At 37.8% G+C, this 19085-nt stretch carries 15 protein-coding genes; 3 read left to right on the forward strand and 12 right to left on the reverse strand.

What is annotated here, in order from left to right:
- Positions 1 to 39: 39 nt before the first annotated feature.
- The 12 genes from K0B81_04195 to K0B81_04250 all read right to left on the reverse strand — a co-directional run bounded on the left by K0B81_04195 (position 40) and on the right by K0B81_04250 (position 9064).
- Positions 40 to 807, reverse strand: a complete 768-nt coding sequence (locus K0B81_04195; protein MBW6515804.1) for a YjbH domain-containing protein — start codon at positions 805 to 807, stop codon at positions 40 to 42.
- 56 nt (positions 808 to 863) lie between these two features.
- Positions 864 to 2054 carry a DUF4837 family protein gene (locus K0B81_04200; GenBank protein MBW6515805.1) on the reverse strand — a complete coding sequence of 397 codons (1191 nt, stop codon included), beginning with the start codon at positions 2052 to 2054 and terminating at the stop codon, positions 864 to 866.
- Positions 2055 to 2061: 7 nt separating this feature from the next.
- Entirely contained in the window at positions 2062 to 2649 is a 588-nt protein-coding gene (pgsA, locus tag K0B81_04205) for a CDP-diacylglycerol--glycerol-3-phosphate 3-phosphatidyltransferase (GenBank protein ID MBW6515806.1), read from the reverse strand.
- Position 2650: 1 nt separating this feature from the next.
- Positions 2651 to 3421, reverse strand: coding sequence for a hypothetical protein (locus tag K0B81_04210; protein MBW6515807.1), 771 nt, complete (start codon positions 3419 to 3421; stop codon positions 2651 to 2653).
- Positions 3418 to 4071: an ATP-binding cassette domain-containing protein gene (locus K0B81_04215; GenBank protein MBW6515808.1), complete on the reverse strand. Its 654-nt coding sequence runs from the start codon at positions 4069 to 4071 to the stop codon at positions 3418 to 3420. The genes K0B81_04210 and K0B81_04215 overlap by 4 nt, the downstream gene beginning before the upstream one ends.
- A 38-nt stretch (positions 4072 to 4109) precedes the next feature.
- Complete coding sequence (locus K0B81_04220) at positions 4110 to 4769, reverse strand: methyltransferase (protein ID MBW6515809.1); 660 nt, start codon at positions 4767 to 4769, stop codon at positions 4110 to 4112.
- 50 nt (positions 4770 to 4819) lie between these two features.
- Complete coding sequence (gene nadA / locus K0B81_04225) at positions 4820 to 5740, reverse strand: quinolinate synthase NadA (GenBank protein ID MBW6515810.1); 921 nt, start codon at positions 5738 to 5740, stop codon at positions 4820 to 4822.
- A gap of 78 nt (positions 5741 to 5818) precedes the next feature.
- Positions 5819 to 6259, reverse strand: coding sequence for a dUTP diphosphatase (gene dut, locus K0B81_04230; GenBank protein ID MBW6515811.1), 441 nt, complete (start codon positions 6257 to 6259; stop codon positions 5819 to 5821).
- Positions 6260 to 6264: 5 nt separating this feature from the next.
- Positions 6265 to 7155 (reverse strand): polyprenyl synthetase family protein, encoded by an 891-nt coding sequence (locus tag K0B81_04235; protein MBW6515812.1) that lies wholly within the window; start codon positions 7153 to 7155, stop codon positions 6265 to 6267.
- Positions 7145 to 7378, reverse strand: coding sequence for an exodeoxyribonuclease VII small subunit (gene xseB / locus K0B81_04240; GenBank protein MBW6515813.1), 234 nt, complete (start codon positions 7376 to 7378; stop codon positions 7145 to 7147). Before xseB ends, K0B81_04235 begins: the two co-directional genes overlap by 11 nt.
- Positions 7371 to 8081: a thiamine diphosphokinase gene (locus K0B81_04245; protein ID MBW6515814.1), complete on the reverse strand. Its 711-nt coding sequence runs from the start codon at positions 8079 to 8081 to the stop codon at positions 7371 to 7373. Before K0B81_04245 ends, xseB begins: the two co-directional genes overlap by 8 nt.
- A gap of 44 nt (positions 8082 to 8125) precedes the next feature.
- Entirely contained in the window at positions 8126 to 9064 is a 939-nt protein-coding gene (locus tag K0B81_04250; protein ID MBW6515815.1) for a M23 family metallopeptidase, read from the reverse strand.
- Positions 9065 to 9532: 468 nt separating this feature from the next.
- Between K0B81_04250 and K0B81_04255 the strand changes: the two genes are divergently transcribed.
- From K0B81_04255 to sprA, 3 genes are all read left to right on the forward strand, one after another.
- Complete coding sequence (locus K0B81_04255; GenBank protein ID MBW6515816.1) at positions 9533 to 11827, forward strand: agmatine deiminase family protein; 2295 nt, start codon at positions 9533 to 9535, stop codon at positions 11825 to 11827.
- 100 nt (positions 11828 to 11927) lie between these two features.
- A complete protein-coding gene (locus tag K0B81_04260; protein ID MBW6515817.1) occupies positions 11928 to 12722 on the forward strand; it encodes a type III pantothenate kinase in 795 nt (264 codons plus the stop codon).
- A 61-nt stretch (positions 12723 to 12783) separates the two neighbouring features.
- Complete coding sequence (sprA, locus tag K0B81_04265; protein ID MBW6515818.1) at positions 12784 to 19083, forward strand: cell surface protein SprA; 6300 nt, start codon at positions 12784 to 12786, stop codon at positions 19081 to 19083.
- Positions 19084 to 19085 lie beyond the last annotated feature (2 nt).

The following is a 19085-nucleotide window of genomic DNA, read 5'->3' on the forward strand; positions in this document are numbered from 1 at the left end:
ACTTTCTCTATGACAGAAGTTAACACTTGTTTGTGAGGGCTAAAACTTCATATTATAATCAATTAAAATAGCTCTATCGGCACCAGTAGTTTGACGATTATTCTCTAACACATCATAAGCAATAAATTTGACTGCCAAGAAGTCTGTAAATCGAAGATAAAGAGCAAGGTTCAAGTAACCATTACCCTTTCTTTTCCAAAGACTTTCATTAAAGGTCAACTCTTCCATTTCAGGTTTTTTATCGTTTAGAGCAAAGTCATAATCAATCATTAAAGTAAGTTCATCTCCTAACGATTTATCTACACCAAGGAAAAAATTAATACTTTTCTGCTCATCTTTATTTTCCATACTATAGTTTGTTCCGAGATGTAAACCAAGATTACCGAGGAAATAATAATTACGGCTTGCTGCTGCATAAAACCCCTTTGATTTGATATCATATCTTTTTAAGAGGGAATGATAAACCCCATGACCCTGAGAGTCAAATCCAACTACTACAGCAGGTAAAAATGGACTTTCATCTATAATACGATATTTAGCATGAACTTCTGGTCTCTCGTGCCAGTTAGGTGATTCATTGCCGACAATATTTTCTCCACCATAACTTACGCCTAACATAAAACGTGAGAATAAACCAACAGATGCTCCTAAAATGATCCCATTATTTCGATACATCTTTGTGTTAATCAATACTTCTCCATATTGTAGAATTCCAGCAGTAGGAGTATCTGCCAAATATATCAACTCATAACCACTTAAAATGGATATCATACACAAAATGATCAGACAACAGAGTATTATTTTCATAGTTTATCTCCTCTTCTCCTCTCTATCTCCTATAAATCCTTTATATATCAAACTATCTATTCTACTGCTGATAGTGCTTCCGATTCTTGTTCAAGATCAATAGTCCGGCTTATAACTTCTAATTCAATTAAGGCTGGCAACTTGAATCCTTCGGGATAAAAAACTGAATTATCTATTAAATAAGCTCTTTTGCCAATATCATCATAAAAAGCAAAAGACTGAAATGCACCACCGATAGCATGTTTACGGTTTTGCCAACGACCTGAGAGTTTCAGGGCATTGATTCCTACCAGATCTGTTACTTCGGAACGGGTATCTTCTCTTCTAAACTCATCTTCATCGTAATACTGCCATGCTAATCTTTCTCTTGTTGTAAATAACCAATCAATATCCAGATTATTTTCAGGCATATCTTCATAATAAACGGAAAGATACCTATCGGGTTGTTCTCTTCTTCTTGCTAAAAAAGAAATGAAATTATCAGCTTCATTCCTTTTATAAACGATGTAATATTCCGGTATCTTCATATTCCAAGGGAAATTACGAAACAAGCTAACCGGGTGAACATTAAACCCGAATATACGGCTTGCTGTGCGTGCATATAATTTTTCACGAAATTGCTGAAAAACCTCATCGGCTTGCAAGATGTTATATCTCAGCAGATTAGCTTCTGTATCTCCCACTAAAAAGAGGACTAATTGGTCGTTTGCCCAGAGATTATGGCGGATAAACATACCGACTCCGTTTTCATTCACCGACTGAATAACGTTTTCGGTCAAATTCTGTTTTATATAGTTTGAGACATGTCTATCTGAATCGAGATGTGCCAGAAAGATCAAGTTCTTGAAACGGTAAAACAGATCAAGAGAGCTAAAATCGCCACGTTTCAAGTCGAAATAGGTTTCGTTTTCAGTCGTAAAGTAATATCTCTCTATACTTTCTCGCAAATATTGTTCTGCATAGTACCAGACCCGGTCATCAGCAAAGACATAAATCGTTTGTTCATGACCCCAAGAAAGAGGTTTTCTGGGATCTGTCTGGTTTCCTGAAGGACGGTGTCTTCTACTGTCATCACTACCACCACAACTTACAAGTATAGACGATAACAGTATAACTAACAAAACGCTGCACTTTTTCAGAGCAAAGCAGAAAGAAGGATTAAATAGTTTGATCATTCTCGTTTCTCTGATTACTATTCTATCAGAAGTTATGTTACTGTGATGCTTATTAAATATACTATAAATCACTTGTATCCTAACCTTTCACGTTATTTTTCTTTAAGAAAGGGAGATAAGTTATTCCCGATACTATCGTTATAACGACAACAAGCCAGAAAAATATCTGTAAAATATCTGTAAACCGATGCATATTAATTCTTATAAACTCAAACCTAAACTTACCTGCATAGAGTAGCAGGGAGGCAATAATACCGGTCATTTGAAAGGTAGTCTTTAATTTACCCCAGAAGTTAGCAGCGATATAGATATTCTTTTTTTGATACCATGACCTAAGGATTGTAACTAAGATTTCTCTTAAAATAACGATGTATGCAACATAGATACTTGTTAATTCGATAGGGGAAAGAGCAATAGTGATCAAAGCAACGGAGACAATTATCTTGTCTGCCAAGGGATCAACAACTTTCCCGAAATCTGTTATACTTTTAAACTTGCGAGCCAGCACACCATCAAAAAAGTCAGTTATACCAGCAACAATAAATACTAATAAAGCCAGTTCAGCTCCTAATTGATCTCCGATCAAATAAAGACAGATGAGATAAATCGGTACTAATAATATACGGGAAATCGTTAGCATATTAGGAATATGTCGTTTTATTTTCATATCAATCCTTACCTGTTATGAACCAAGCTAATGGCATAGTAACCATAATTGTAGCTAGTATTAATATCCAGCTTTTTGTATCAAGAGAATATGTGAATAGAAGATTCCGGTTTACGAAATAAAGAAGTAGTCCAAAGCAGATTATTGGTAGCAAAGTTGCTATCAAAGATTTGAAAAAATAACCCCCGAATCTATTTACTCTACCTCCTGAACGATAGTAGATAGTCCAAAAGAAATTTTCTTTCTTGATTGCAATAATACGGATAATTAATGCTATTATACAGAGCATGATCAGTGTACCGATAAAAAAAATCCAACGAATAAGAGATATAGATTCTTTAAGATCAAACAAGTTACCTAGATCGCTCTCCTCGGCAACAATCATCAAACCTGTCTCTCTGGTTTCGGTTTGCTCTTTTATTTGGAGGAACTCGGATTTGGATGTTTTGTTCCCATTAAACGAAAAGTGCAACAAATTAGGTAATTGATCAATATCTAATATCTGATCTGTTGCCGGCAAATCATATTCGGCTATCATTTTCCCCAGAATGTCTACATTTGATTCCAAGGAAATAAAACTGATATGAGGACTATCTTGCAAGTCTGAATGAATGCTTTCCAATAGATGCCAGTCGTGAGAAAATATGAGAATCGGCATTTTTTCAATGCGATTAACCAGATTGTTATACTGTTGATTGAACCCAAAGTCTGTAACCGCAAAAATAGAGAGAAAGATGAGAATAATTAGTGTTTGTAGTAAGGTGTATTTCATACTTCAATGACCTTTTTGTTCTCAATTTTATAGTTTTTAGAAAAGGCAAGATTTTCTGATTTGCCGGTAGCAATAAAGACTGTACCATTTTGTTGCATGAGAAACATTATATGCAGAACTTTCTCTAACAGAGTTTGATAAAAAGAAAGGTCGAAATCATCAATAAGAACAACACTGGGTAACAGCATTACAGCCCTGATAAGTTCAATAATCTTCATCTCTGAGAAAGAAAGATTCTTTGCAGAATTGTATTGTTTTGAACCGAGATCAAACTGTTGTAGGTATTCACGAATCTTATTCTTCATTCTTACATTAATGGTTTTAAGGGGAAGCATTATGTTTTGATTGATAGTGAGGTTAGGAAGTATTGCCGGTGTATATTCGATTAACAGAACATCTTTACTACCTTTTCTATATAGTTTTTTTTTATTACTAATATCCCAGATGAATTCATTTTCTTTCTTGAGGAGTTTTTCTCTGCTTTTTCGACTCTTTTTAAGATAATGGTAGATCGCTTGTAAAAAGAGAGTTTTCCCTTTAAGGTTACTATCACAGAGGTAGATTGATTTGCCTTCCGGGATAGTTAAAGCATCTGAGAAGAGAATGATGTTCTTTCCATCTGTAACCTTGAGTTTTGGTATTACTAACATAGAAGTTCACTCACTTTTCTTTTTGTTTTATGCATTTATTAACTGCTCATCCTCTTAGTATGACTTATAAAAAATATGGTTCTCGATTTATTTTCCTGTTGTGTTTTGTTAACATTAATTTGTTCGTTAACTATCTCGAAACCATGTTTCTCGGCTTTTCTTCTGAACTCATCAGCTCTTATAGTTGGATAAAGGAACAATCCTTTACCATTCTTCTTAAGGTTAATCTTCATTATCAATAAAACATCCTCCATATCACAAAGCAATTCATAACGGGACAGAGATTTGGATATTGAAGGGCTTATTCTCACTGTCGTTAGTGAATAAAATGGGGGGTTAGAGTAGATCAGATCATACTTCTCATTGATATCAATTTGTTTTGTTTTCCGAAAATCAGTTAAGATGAGGTCAATATCTGTTTTACTTTGACTTATATTTTTTTTTGCCAGCAGATAGAGCGCTATTTGTGCTTCCAGAGCCTTGATTTGCCAATTTTTAAAAGTAAGAGCCAGCATTATTGCTATTATACCATTACCTGTTCCTAATTCCAACGCCTTGATAGGTTTTTCAGCATTTCCAGAATATTCAGCGACAATATTGCGGTACAAAAATTCACTGTCCGAACTAATAGCCTGGCTTTCAACATCTTGCAGAATGCTTATCTTTGCAAAAGGTAAGGCAACGGGTCTCAAATCCATAATTGTCTTCTTTGTTATGCTCTCTTTAATGTTCCGTCTCTCGAAAGTATTCAAGAAACTTCCAGCATCCTCTTCAATGCCTGCATAGCCCTATCAGCTACCTGTTTTTCAATAGTAATTTCATTGGCTTCTTTATCAATTACTTCCAACAAAAGGGGAAGTGAGCTTTTCTTCATATTTTTACATATTGCTTTCTCTGAAAGTGGATGAATTTTCTTTGCAGGATAACGGGATCGTAACTGCTCTGTTAAGCCGATTTCTGTACCTAAGATCACTTTATCATTCTTAGCGACAAAATCTGCCATCCCTTTTGTGGAAGCTACAATATCGGCTAATCGAACAACTTCCGGAATACACTCAGGATGTACCATCAATGTATAATCCGGATATTCTCTTCTGACTCTTTCAACATCTTGTACAGTAATATTGACATGGTGAACACTACAGAAACCCTTCCAAACAATGATCTCTCTTCCACTCTGCTCAGCTACATAACTTCCCAGATTCTGATCCGGCACAAATAGTATCTTTTTATCAGGTGGTATTGATTTAACAACCTTAAGGGCATTTGAAGAGGTACAGCAGATATCACTTTCTGCTTTTACTTCGATAGATGAGTTAACATAACAGACTACCTCAGAGCCGGGAAATTCAGCTTTAAAATCCCGTAATTGCTCGGCAGTAATCATATCTGCCATTGGACAACCGGCATTGGGGTGAGATAGCAAAACTTTTGCCTTTGGATTTAATAGTTTAGCTGTTTCAGCCATAAATTTTACTCCTGCCAAAACAATAATCTTGGCATCTGTCATGGCAGCTTCCTGAGCTAACTGTAAAGAATCTCCGGTTATATCAGCCACACTATGTATTTCAAGTGGTTGATAATTATGAACTAATATCAAAACATTCTTTTTCTTCTTGAGGTTTTCTATCTGACATATCAATTCAGTAATACTTTTATTAAAGGTCATTGCTGTCTCCATTACATTATATCAATGTAGCTTGATTTGCTTAATAAAGAGCAATTAGTTGACAAACCATAAACTGATTTATTTCAAATCAGTATGACCAAATCCTCCACTCCCTCTTGTAGTTTCATCAAGCTCTGTACAGAGATCGAATTCAATCTCGTGACATTGCGATATTACCATCTGAGCTATTCTGGTTCCGGGCTCCAAATAAAAGGTCGCTTCACTGGCATTGAAGAGGATCACTTTGATCTCACCGCGATAATCGGCATCAATAGTTCCGGGAGAATTCAGTATCCCAATCCCGTAGTTCAGAGATAAACCGCTGCGAGGTCTGATCTGTGCCTCATAACCATGCGGAATACTGATAGCTATTCCGGTTGGAATCAGGGCAATATCTCTTGGTTTTATAATCTGTGTCGTTTCATTTGCTGAATAGAGATCGTATCCAGCAGCATTTTGACTCATCTTTTGTGGTATAATTGCCTGAGATACGAGTCTCTTTATTCCGATCCGAATCATTTGTGTTATATTTCTCGGGAGATAATATAATTGTTTAGTAAGTGCAGATGGAGAGCTTTTTCTCCATATTGAGAGAGGATTTCATTTGCCTCATCAATCATTCGTTGTGCTTCGATTTTTGACTTCTCAAGTCCATAGACCGCCGGATAAGTAACCTTTTGGCTTTCCATGTCTTTACCGGTAGTCTTGCCTAAACTACTCTCCTCACCTTCAATATCAAGGATATCATCAATAATTTGAAATGCCATGCCGAAAAGATAGCCATATCTGTCGAGACGTTGAAAATCTTCTTCTCCGGCTTTGGCGACAAAACAAGCAATTCTCGTACAAAGTTGAAAGAGTTTGACGGTTTTGTTCAAATGTATGAATTCTAATACTTTGGGGTTTCCTTTCTTGCCTTCGTTTATTATATCTGCCATTTGTCCGGCTATAAGTCCCTGATCTCCACAAACGGCAACAAATTCTTTGATGATCTTTAACTTCAACGTATCTTCTAGATCAACCATGTTCAATAACTCGATTGAGTTAACAAGAAGTGCATCTCCTGCTAATAAAGCCAAATCAGCTCCATAAACAACATGACAGGTTGGTTTACCACGACGGATATCATCATTATCAATATCCGGCAGATCATCGTGTATTAGGGTATAAGTATGCATTAATTCTAAGGCAGCGGCGACCTCGGTTATCTTTTCGGTTTTTTCAGAAAAGAGATTGTAGGTTCGGATCATTAAGTAGGGTCTAATCCTTTTGCCCCCTGCAAATAGCGTGTGTCGCATGGCTTTATGAATCTGTTTGGGATATTCATCTTTACGGGGTAAGAATCTATCCAGAGCTATGTTGACCAGTTCGTTTTTCTCTTTTAAATCTCTTTTAAATAACATCCTATTCTTCATCACTTCCCCTGTCTGTTGTTTGGCTTCTTTCGTTTAATTTTTTGGTTATCATTTCTATTTTTGACTCCACATCAGATAATTTCTTGTCGCAGATTGCAACTAACTCCGAACCCTCTTCGAATAATTTCACAAGTTCGTCAAGATCATCGATATCGTCTTCTAATTTCTCGATAATCTCTTCTAAACGCTTCAGGGCTATCTTAAATTGGATATCATTATTCATATAATATCTCCTCTAAAGTACTTTCCATCACAACCAATAATTCTCCACTATCATAACAGATTTTGATTTCTGAGTCAATAAAAACATTACTAAGACCCCGAGTTGAATGCCAAAAAAGGGGTTCTTTTCTTAAAGGATAGCCAAGACCGGATGTGTCTACACCAGTAACTACTTCTGTCAAAGGAATCAGAGAGATCTTTTTTCCGAGGATACCCCTATATGACCAAGAATGAGGAATCAGCATGATCAGCTCTTTAAAGTTAGATATTTTTGCCTTTATTCCTTTGGTTCTTGCTTTAAAAAGCAACGTTACAACACCCCAAGAATGAGCAAAATTCCCTTGCAAGCGATTTATGAACAGAATCTCTTGTATATCATTCTCTATACACCAATTCAGAGCAAGCTCTGTATCGGTTTCATCCTTTTGTGAAGGATGAATTATAATTGTAGTAAGCTCACGATAATGTTCAAGTATTTCGGGTTGAATGGAATCCATATCACCGATAATAACGTCAGGAATGATTTCTTGCCGATACAGAGAGTTGGTGCCACTATCGACAGAGACAAGTAGATATTCTTTTAAGGAATTTGTTTTAGAAGTCTGTGATTTTAAAAAGCGAAAGAAATTATTATAATCTGCTTCAATATCAGTTGCTTGATTTATTGATATATCGTCGCAATAAATTATCGCCTTGATAGACAATCCTTCATCATAATAGGATCATAACCTCTGTTATGACCGGAGCTTTATTGTTGAGTTATTATTATATCTTCTTCCATTTTATTAAGGTATTGATATGGATTAAGGTTTCTCCCATATCGTCGCACCTCATAATGTAAATGAGTTCCGGTTGATCTGCCGGTATTACCCATTAAAGCAATAATTTCACCCTTTTGCACTATATCCCCTTTTTTAACTAATGACTTTTCTAAGTGGGCATACATTGTTTCATAGCCAAATTTGTGGGTAATAACAATAAAACGACCATAGTAACGATTACTGCTGATCTCTTTAATGACGCCATCGGCAGTGGTATAAATTGGTGAGTTAGGACGATTAGCGAGATCAATCCCGGAATGAAAATCTCGCTGTCGGGTTATTGGATGTGTTCTCCAACCGTAGGGGGTAGTAATACGACCAAAAGTTGGATAAATCGATGGAGTATAGCGATACATCTCTTCTTGAAGAGATAAATTATCCATTAAATCACGACGGAGCTCATGCGCGAAAGTGCTGATCCCCTTCAATTCATTCATCTGATTCCAAACGAGATTTATACTGAGGTTAAGATCATGATCGGAATTGGCAAAGTAGGTGTTTATTTGAGGTAATCCACCCACACCCATTGAACGAAGATCACGATTAATTTGGCCTATATTGCGGTCTAAACGTAGTTGATCTTCCCACTCTTCCATTTGCCGAAGGCGGTACATAACAGAATCCATTTCTGTTACTAATTTATCAAGCTCATTGCGTAATAAACTATTCTCTGTCTGTAACTGCTCGATCTGCGGGAAATATATATGATAACGGATAATGAATGCTGCTGAAAACAACATACCTAAAAACAGAATACCAAGTAAAGCAAAGACTATTAAACCAACGGTTTTATTTAAACTGATATTTAAGAGATTAGCACCATTTGTATGAGATAAGATAATATGCCATTTCTTGCTTAATGCCATCAGCTATCCTTATTTATTTTCTTCATTTTTTTACTCTTTAAATTCACTTTATAACTACATATTTTTTGTTTAGCTATCTGTCAAGCTTTTTGTCAGTTAGCCGATATCTGATAACTTGATAGAGGGGTTGTTAATAGGTTTTCTATTTTTCTCAGCTGGCGATTAATGTCAGCGACTGCTAACCTATAGCTTTGTTAACATCTTAATTTTGGTTAGTGATAATTACGGTTTTATTACTACAGTCTTATATGGTTTCTATAAATCTTAATGCCTTTAGTTTTACCTTTAGGGAGTACACGAGTCCGATAGTGCCGACTCGTGTGCTCCCTAAGGATATTGTATGAGTAAAAGCAAAGTAATCAAATATATGTCTCTCAGTTTGCTTAGTACCAACAATTATTCCTTTACATAATAGATGGTCTGAATTTTTTGAGATAAAATGAAAAAATTTTGAAAAGAGGATATAGAATGAGAGAAAGATTAATATTAATGATTTTAATTTTGACATTTGCTCTGAATCTTTCAGCGACTTTTGACTTAATTAAAATGACCGAAGAATGGTTTCGGGACAACCCTGAGTCGTTACCCCAATGGATGACTCCCGAGGAAATGGCACGAATAGATGAGATAGGCACAAGAATTGATCCCACTGATCCACCATCAACTCCCGTCCGTAACGTAGCAGAGTTTGAACCAATGACCGGAGTTTTAATCCGTTATCCATTGGGTATTCCGGTAAGCTTGGTAGCTCATATATCTCAACACGCAACGATTGTTACCATAGTCAGCAGTACCAGTGTACAAAATCAAGCAATAAATGCCTATAATAATGGCAGTGTCAACTTGGCTAATTGTGAATTTATGATTGCTCCCACAGATTCTTATTGGACAAGGGATTATGGTCCATTTTTCATCTTTGATGGTAACAATGAACTTGGCGTAGTAAATTTCTCGTATAACAGGCCCAGGCCAAACGATGATAATATTCCCGTAGTTTTTGCTAATCAATATGATTTACCTTTATATGGCATGAATATTTTACATACCGGTGGGAATTTTATGTCCAATAGTTTTGGTACGGGAGCTGCGAGCCATATTGTATATACAGAAAATTCATCATATACACATCAACAAATAGATCAATTTGTTGAAGATTATATGGGCATTACAGAACATCTGGTAATACCAGATCCCAATGGTACCTATATTAACCATATAGACTGCTGGGCGAAATTTCTTGCACCGGACAAAGTACTTGTTAGATCAGTTCCAACCAATCATTCTCAATATAACCAGATTGAGGGTGTTGTTGATTATTTTGAAACCTTAACTTCTCCTTATGGAACTCCCTATAGAATTTACAGAGTTTATACTCCAAATAATCAACCCTACACAAACTCTGTAATAGTAAACGACAAGGTATATGTTCCGATCATGAATAGTACATGGGATAATGCAGCACTTGCTTCCTATGAAGATGCCATGCCAGGTTATGAAGTAGTCGGTTTTTATTCCAGTAGTTGGGTTTCTACTGATGCTATTCATTGCCGGGTAAAAGAGATAGCTGATAGTGGTATGCTTTATATCAGGCATCTGCCTTTTTTAGGCGAGCAACCCTATAATACAGAATATGTGATAGATGCCTATATTTTTCCGTATAGTGGTGAAGCCCTTTATGCAGATTCGTTAAAAGTCTATTATAAGATCAACAGCGGACAATATCAAAGTGTACCTCTGGTTACTACTAATGACTATAATTTTACAGCCGCACTAACGGAGTTTACAGCAGGGGATACGTTATCGTATTATCTCTATGCTTCTGATGGATCAGGCAGAACAGCAAAGCATCCCTTTATTGGTGCACCTGATCCTCACAATTTTGTAGTTGGCTACGAAAGCACCTCTCCTACAATATTACATAATCCTATTACTGAAGTTTATTTAAATGATTTACCGGTAGCTGTTGAAGCTGAAGTAACGGATCCTTCCGGAATAGTATCGGTGGAATTAGAGTATCGTATCAATGGGGAAGAATCACAATTTTTACAGTTCGATAACATTAATGGAGATAGCTATACATGTGATTTCGGTCAAGATCTCAATGTAGAAGATCTGGTTGAATATAAAATAATTGCTACAAATATGTTGGTTCCTGCCCAAACTTCGTATCTTCCTGCAGAAGGATGGTTCTCGTTTATAATTGATATTCGTCAAGTTACAGAGCCTGTTTTTGATCCCGAACAGGGATTATATGAGGAAACAATTAATGTTACTATCGGATGTGATACCCAAGGAGCTGTTATATATTATACATTAGATGAAAGCATCCCTGATGAAGAGAGTCTATTGTATACAGAACCTATATTAATTTCTGAGTCTGTTATTATAAAAGCCATAGCAGTACTTGATCTGTTTCTGCCGAGTGAAATAGCTACTGCAGAATATATGATAGAGGAAGTTTCTACAGATGACATTCCTATAGTAGCTTCTTATAGATTGTTTCCAGCTTATCCTAACCCTTTTAATCCAACAGTTAATATAAGTTTCTCTCTGCCTGAAGCTACTTTTGTCTCGTTGGAGATTTTTAATATTCAGGGTAAGAAAATTAGCACGCTCATTGCAGATTATTATTTTCAAGGCGATCATAGTTTAATTTGGAATGGACGCGACAGTTTGGGTAAAGAAATTGCAGCCGGTGTATATTTCTATCGTATAACGACAGCAGAGTTTGCAGAAACACGGAAGATGATTCTTTTAAAGTAGAGTTGATAACTTCTCAGTGGTTAATCTGTTAAGATTTAACTCGCAATTTGAGTTGAAATCACTCTTGACCGACTCAAAGGTATGAAATTAATTGTCTGCTATGCAATGCCGATATTTAGTAATTGATATAGGAAATACCAATATTGAGATAGGTATATACAATTCCCAAGAATTGTATTGTTCGTGGCGTTTAGATTCTGATGCTTCCAGAACAGAAGATGAGTACTATGCATTAATCAGTTCACTGGCCAGCGAAAATCAGGTTGATTTAAAGAATATCGAGATATGCTGTATATCTTCTGTGGTTCCTGAATTGAGTCGTATTTTTGAGCATTTAATAACTAAGTATCTTACATCGAAAATATTTAATGTCAATGCCTATACAGTTCTTGGTCTGACGTTTCCTGTGACTGATCCCGGCTTTATAGGGGCTGATTTGATAGTTAATGCTTATTCAGCTTGGAAAAAGTACAATACTAACTGTATTATTTGTGATTTTGGTACTGCAACTACTATTCAGCTAATCGGTAAGGATGGATATTTTCATGGAACAATAATCTCACCCGGAGTGGTTATCAGCTCTGCCAACCTCTTTCAAAAAGCTTCTTTATTAACAAAAATTCAATTAGAAACTCCCCAACATACACTTGGTACTAATACTCGGGATGCGTTGTTGTCCGGTATAATAAAGGGACACTCACTGATGGTGGATGCCTTTATTAGAAGGATAAAAGAAGATTATCGGGATTTAGGAGAATTCAGAGTAATCTTAACCGGAGGTATTGCTCACCTGATAGGGGATAATTTAGAAGAAGAAGCAACAATAGATAAAACACTAACAATTGATGGTCTTTTTCGTATTTGTATGCAACATAACACCCCTGTTAGTAGTTAGTAGTTAAAGAAAGAAATATCAATATAAGGATCCTAAGGCAAAATCACTTAGAAACATTAAAATGATTCAAAAACTATCGCTGATCTCATTATCTCTTCTATCAGCTATTGTCCTGCTGGCTATCCCTGTGGTAAGTGGGGATGTTATAGACAATGGATCGGATAAGGATATTCAGGAGGTTTATTATCAAACATCAAGAGAAGATGTTTTGCCAGAGATCATAACCCTTTCTGATGATCGGGAAGAATATAGAAGTTATATTCAGTTGTATTTGCCCGGTGTGCCGGTAATCAGGAATAATTATATTGATGTTTATAAAATCCCGCCAGGACTCTCCACTTATCGCAACAATGCCTATTTTCATAACGGCTTGAGGATTACGATGGTCAAAGAAATAGATCCCGAAGCTAAGAGGATCATTCTGAGAGTAAAGTTTTCTGCTAACATAGAATTGTATTATCCGGTAGAACTAACTTTCATGAGATATACTGAGAATCTGTTTCGAGCAAAATTCAATGCTATGCTCCAGGAAAAGATGCAGACACTCTTAGAAGATGAAACACGGGAACAACAGACAGGGCTAATACCTGAGATCGTTTTTGATTTGCCTGCTTTACCCAGATCAGTCCGGCGTTTTATTGGAGACCGTCCCACAAGGTTAAATCTTTCCGGAAGTCAGAAACTTACGATATCGGGCAGCAGTACCAAAAGGGAAGATAGGCGGCTCACTGAGACCGGACAAGGATCGAGTTTTTCCTTAGATATGCGGCAGGATCTGAATCTTCTGCTGCGGGGAACAATCGGGGAAAAGATCTTTGTCAATGTTCGCCATACTTCGGCAACAGATACTCCTTTCGGTGACCCCAGTATGATCGAGATAGAGTATCGGGGAGATGAAGATGAGATCATCCAGTCCATAAAAGCGGGGAATATATCCCTGGCATTAACCGGTTCAGAGTTTATTCGTTATTCGGCATCTTCGACAGGGCTCTTTGGGGTGAGAGGAGATTTTCAACTGGGTGATCTAACGATCACAGCTATAGCGAGTAAAGAGGAAGCGGAGAGACTCTCCCGAAGATTTACCGGTACTGATGCTGCGGACTCTCTGCAATACCGGAGTCGTGATTTTGTCAACAGGACGCATTATTATGTGACCAATCCCTATGATCTCTATTTATTATATGAGGAGGGGGAACAGGGAGCTTTGACAGGATATGCCAATAATGCCATAAAAACAACCAATGACGGCTCATGGATCATTGCTGATCCGAACCTTTTACCGGAGAGAAATCAACTTTTCCGGGTCTATTTAGATACCGGACAGCAAACTCATAATGTTAACGTCGTTGATGGTTGGGAGATCGGCGAAGACCCTACTCAATTTGAACCATACAAGTTCGAGATCCTGGAAGAGGCAATAGACTTCTATGTGGATTATGATACCGGGATAATAACCATGAACCGGATGATAGATCGTCTAAACACTCTGGGTGTTGTTTATACTCAAAGAGACGGTATTCAGATCGGTGATCCTAATGAAAATCAACTCTTTGTTAAGATCATCAGGAGAAGTAATCAAAATGTAAATGATCCAGATACATGGCCCTTGCAGGTGAGAAATATGTATAATCTGAACAGAAGAAATATTCAGAATGAGGGCTTCCGGCTGAATTTCTTTACGCGAAATCCCGACGGAACGTTGAACTACTATGTTGATGACAGTATTGTTCCGGGTGGTTTAGAGATCAATGACTATCTGAGAATGGATACGAATCTGGATCAGGTCATTAATGGCTGGGACACAACTGTTAATTTAACGGACGGGTTCATTATTCTACCCTTCATTGAACCTTTCAGAGCTTTTCCCGATAATATTATTTATGAACAAGAGACGTTCAGCTCTGCAGATTGGGAACTGCTGACGGTCTATCTTTCTGTTGTCGGTAAAGTGGGAAGAGACAGGATCGAATTGGGTCAGATGAATATTTTACCCGGTTCAGTCAGGGTAGTTGTTGACGGAGAAACATTACAAGAAAATGTGCACTTTTTAGTGGATTATGACTTTGGCAACATCAGTTTTCTGACTGAAAAAGGGAAAAACCCCGATTCGGTGATCGAAATAAATTATGAATACAGACCTCTCTTTGCCGTAGAGTCAAAAACGTTGATGGGGATGAGAGCAGACTGGAAGTTCAGTGATATAGCTCAAGTGGGAGGAACCTTTATCTACCATGCCGAGAGGGTGTCTGACCGAAGACCAAGGATCGGCAGCGAGAACAGAACTCTGATCATGGCTGACATAGACGGCAGGATCGAGTTTGATCCACCCATACTGACCAAAATGGTTGATATGATCCCCCTGGTACGTACTGATGTTGATTCCCGCGTTCGGTTATCCGGTGAAGTTGCTGTGACAATGCCCAATATATACGGGCATAAGGATCAACCAGATAGAAAAGAAGCCTATTTGGATGATATGGAGACCATAGTTGATACTTATCCGTTAGGTCTGACCCGGGGAGGGTGGTCTCCAGCCAGTAAACCGGTGAATGTCGGTTCAATGAGAGCCAGACCCAACTGGTATAATCCCGACAATATATATGCTGAAGAGGTTTATAGTCCGGAATTTTTAACGGCTAAAGAGAGAAGAGAAAGAGTGCAGGTCCTGACCTTGAGAGCTGTGCCTCCGGAAATCTCCAATCCGGATATTGTTAACCAGTATTGGGCTGGAATTATGCGGTTTCTGGGTAATGAGATAGATTTTTCGGAGAAGAAATATCTGGAAGTATTGGTCAAAGTGGATCAATACCCTTTCCAGAGTTTTGAACCATCTGTGACCATGCATATTGATCTGGGAGATATCAGTGAAGACTTCTATGTCTGGAATGATGGAAAAGGGGTGCTAAACACAGAAGATGGTGCTAATGATGGCATAGTTGACGGCATTTTGCAACCTTGGGAAGATGTTGGATTGGACGGGATACCCGAAGGTCTGCCGGGTGATGATCCTGGGGATAGATTCAGCATTGAAAAGAATCAATATGGAGACTATCCTTTTATTAACGGAACTTCCGGGAATGGTATTTTAGATACGGAAGACCTGAACAATAATGGTAGATTGGACATAATAAACAGATATTTTCAATATACGATCAACCTCAATAGCCATGAATATGAGAGTGAGTATAACGGTTGGCGGCTCTTCAGAATACCGATCGATGACTATGTTATTAAGACAGAGGTTGGCAGCTTACCCAGCTTACGAAGAATAAATTTTGCCCGGGTTTGGCTGGAAACCGAAGAGCTGACCAGGGTACAGATCGTGAAAATGGATCTTATCGGTAACAAATGGCAAGAGGGCTATATAAAAGATATTAACACTGATAGGATCATAACCCCTCTCGAACTACAAAATAACAATGAATCAATGTCTGTGGGGGTCGTAGATAATCAAAACAATAGAGAACACTATGTTTCGCCACCGGGTGTTACTGTTATTGAAGATGGCGTCCCCTTATTAGACCAATCTTTGACTATTGATTATCAAAATCTGCAACAAGGTCATTATGGGCTAACAATCCAAAGATTCTTGGATACACAGAATCTCCTCTCTTATGGGAGGTTGAGATACTGGGTTTACCTGGAAAGAGAAAGAGGTGATCAGACCAATATACCCAAGGGGGATCAGCAGGTAGTTTTTCGGGTAGGAGCAGATTCTCTCAATTACTACGAGGTCCGGTATCCTGCAGAAGCTTTTTCTTACAATGCAGACGGGAACAGGATGGCTGAAAGCAATTGGCGAGAAATCGATGTTGACTTTTCCCAATTGACCTCATTGAAACAATACCTGGAGTCTATCAATGATACTTATGAAACTACAGTACCGGTCACGATCAACGGAGTTGCAGATTCTTTGACTTTAAAAGTTAGAGGTAGCAGGGTTACCTTAACTAATATCAGAGAAATGGCTGTTGGACTTGCTAATCAGGGATCACAGAGTTTTAACGGAAGGTTGTATGTTAATGAAGTGCGGGTCGCTGATCCGTATCAAGATATCGGGTTTGCCGCTAGAACTACTTTGAACACTACTTTTGCCGATTTCTCTACTTTGAATGTTGGTCTGGTTTGGCGATCACAGAACTTTGATACCAGTACAGCCAGAACCAGAACACCGAGAACAGCTAACGAGGAATCGATCACCTTTGACATTACTAATAGGTATAATCTTCATAAATTCCTCCCGGCTGAATGGGGGTTTAACCTTCCTCTTACCCTAATGAGAAATCAATCCTACGGGATACCTCGCTATAAGGCAAATTCAGATATCTTAAGGGAAGATATTGCTGATCCTGCGGAAAAGGAACGAGAAAAAAGAGAAAGCTTAACCCAAAGTGCGGAGCTATCGTTCAATCAGACGATAACTCCCCGCAGTAAATGGTTACAATATACTCTAAGAAATACAACATTACGGGGTAATATCAGACAGAATCAAAACCTCACCTCGACCAATGCTGATACAACTATGATCTATTCCGGGAATATGACCTATAATTTAACACTACCAAAAGAGAGTTTAGGTCTGCGCCTCGGTTCTAATTACTCGTTGTATTTTTTCCCCCAGACATTTAACAATACGATCAATTATAGAGCAGAACAGCCAAGACGCTGGCGCTGGGATACAAACTTACCGGATACTCTGGAAGTAAAATGGTCTCCAGATCGTTATGCCATTGATCGAGAAGAACTCAATCTCTCTACAACAGTTAATTACGATCTTACCACTGACCTGAAGAGTGTCTGGGGATTTTCACAAAAAAGAGATCTGACAAGAGAATATAAACTATTTAATCTTATCCCTATTGGTAAAGAGAATGAAAGAGACCAGAATATCACATTGAACTATACACCCAACTATCTCCCTTCTGTTTTCTCTCTCAATGCTACCGGAAGCGTGCGCTACAATGAGAGGCAAAGACCACTTCAGCAGAGTATGCCTGGACAGGAGACCGAAGAGGATTATATCTATGAATTTGAAGGTAATGTTAACCGGAATATTAGAACTAACCTTACTCTGAGAAATAGAGATATTTTGACCGGCTTTATGTCTAAACACGGCATAAGATATCGAGAACTGCCAACTACTCCGGATTACTTCGATGAAAGAACTTTTCCCTCTGATATGATGGATGATTGGGGTGATAAAGATCTCTTTGATCAGGATAAACCGGGCTCGGGTTCAGATGATCCGTTTGGTGGTGATCCGTTTGGGAGTGGTTTCCCGGATAGAGATGAGGAAGAGAGAAAACGTCAAGACGAGATGAGAAGGCAAGAAGAAATGCGGCGACAGGAAGAATTGAGGAAAGGAGAAGAAGAAAGAAAAGATGATGAAAAACCAACTGATAAACCAACCGAAAGGATCGAAGAACAAAGATTATGGGCAAGATTATTGACCTATATTGCCAGAATTGACAATATAAACTTTACTTTTGAAAATACTTATGGAAGCCGTTATTCCAGAAGAGAAGAAAGACCTTCTTTCTTATATCAGTTGGGACTTCCCGGACAATTTGCAGATGAAAGCGAAGAATTAGATATGAAAAATGTTCGTGATGCAATTACTTTAGGTAGCGGTTATCCTATTCTGACCAATCTTACTACTACCTGGAATTACTCTTATACAATTGATCGCAGATATTCTACTGCCAGCCAAAAAGAAATTACTACAGTATTTCCTAATGTGAGAGTTACACTGACAGGTTTTGAAAGAATTATCAGAGGGGAAAGATTCCTTACCGGTTCACGACTGATCAGTAACTATACACTAACGAAAAGGGTCAGAGGTCCTATTGATTGGGATAAACCTCATTGGGATAAACCTGCTGCGGAATCTCATACCTACAGTTTTACTCCACTACTCTCCTGGCAAGCTAATTGGATCTCGAATATTACTTCAACGTTAGCTTATAACTTTTCTCAGTCACAAACAACTACTTTTAGAGAAACTTTTGACGCTGTGCAAACTACAAATAACAGTGGTCTGAATGCCTCTGTTTCCTACTCTTTTAGATCACCACAAGGGATTAAATTACCTTTCTTCGGACAAAGAATGCCGATAACCAATGAACTGACAACTGAGCTCGGTGGCAGTTGGGATACATCCAAGAGCACCAATAAAGGTATGCAAGACACCATTGTTGATCGCCATACTTCACGATATACTATCAGTCCTCGTGTGTCTTATAACTTCAGCCAAAATATCAAAGGTGGACTCCTGAGCAGTTACGAAAACAATCATGATAAATTGAGAGACGAGAAACTAAAGATCTTCTCTCTCAGTATGTGGGTTGAAATTATATTTTAGAG

The organism is Candidatus Cloacimonadota bacterium, from assembly GCA_019429305.1.
Classification (GTDB): Bacteria; Cloacimonadota; Cloacimonadia; order Cloacimonadales; family JAJBBL01; genus JAHYIR01.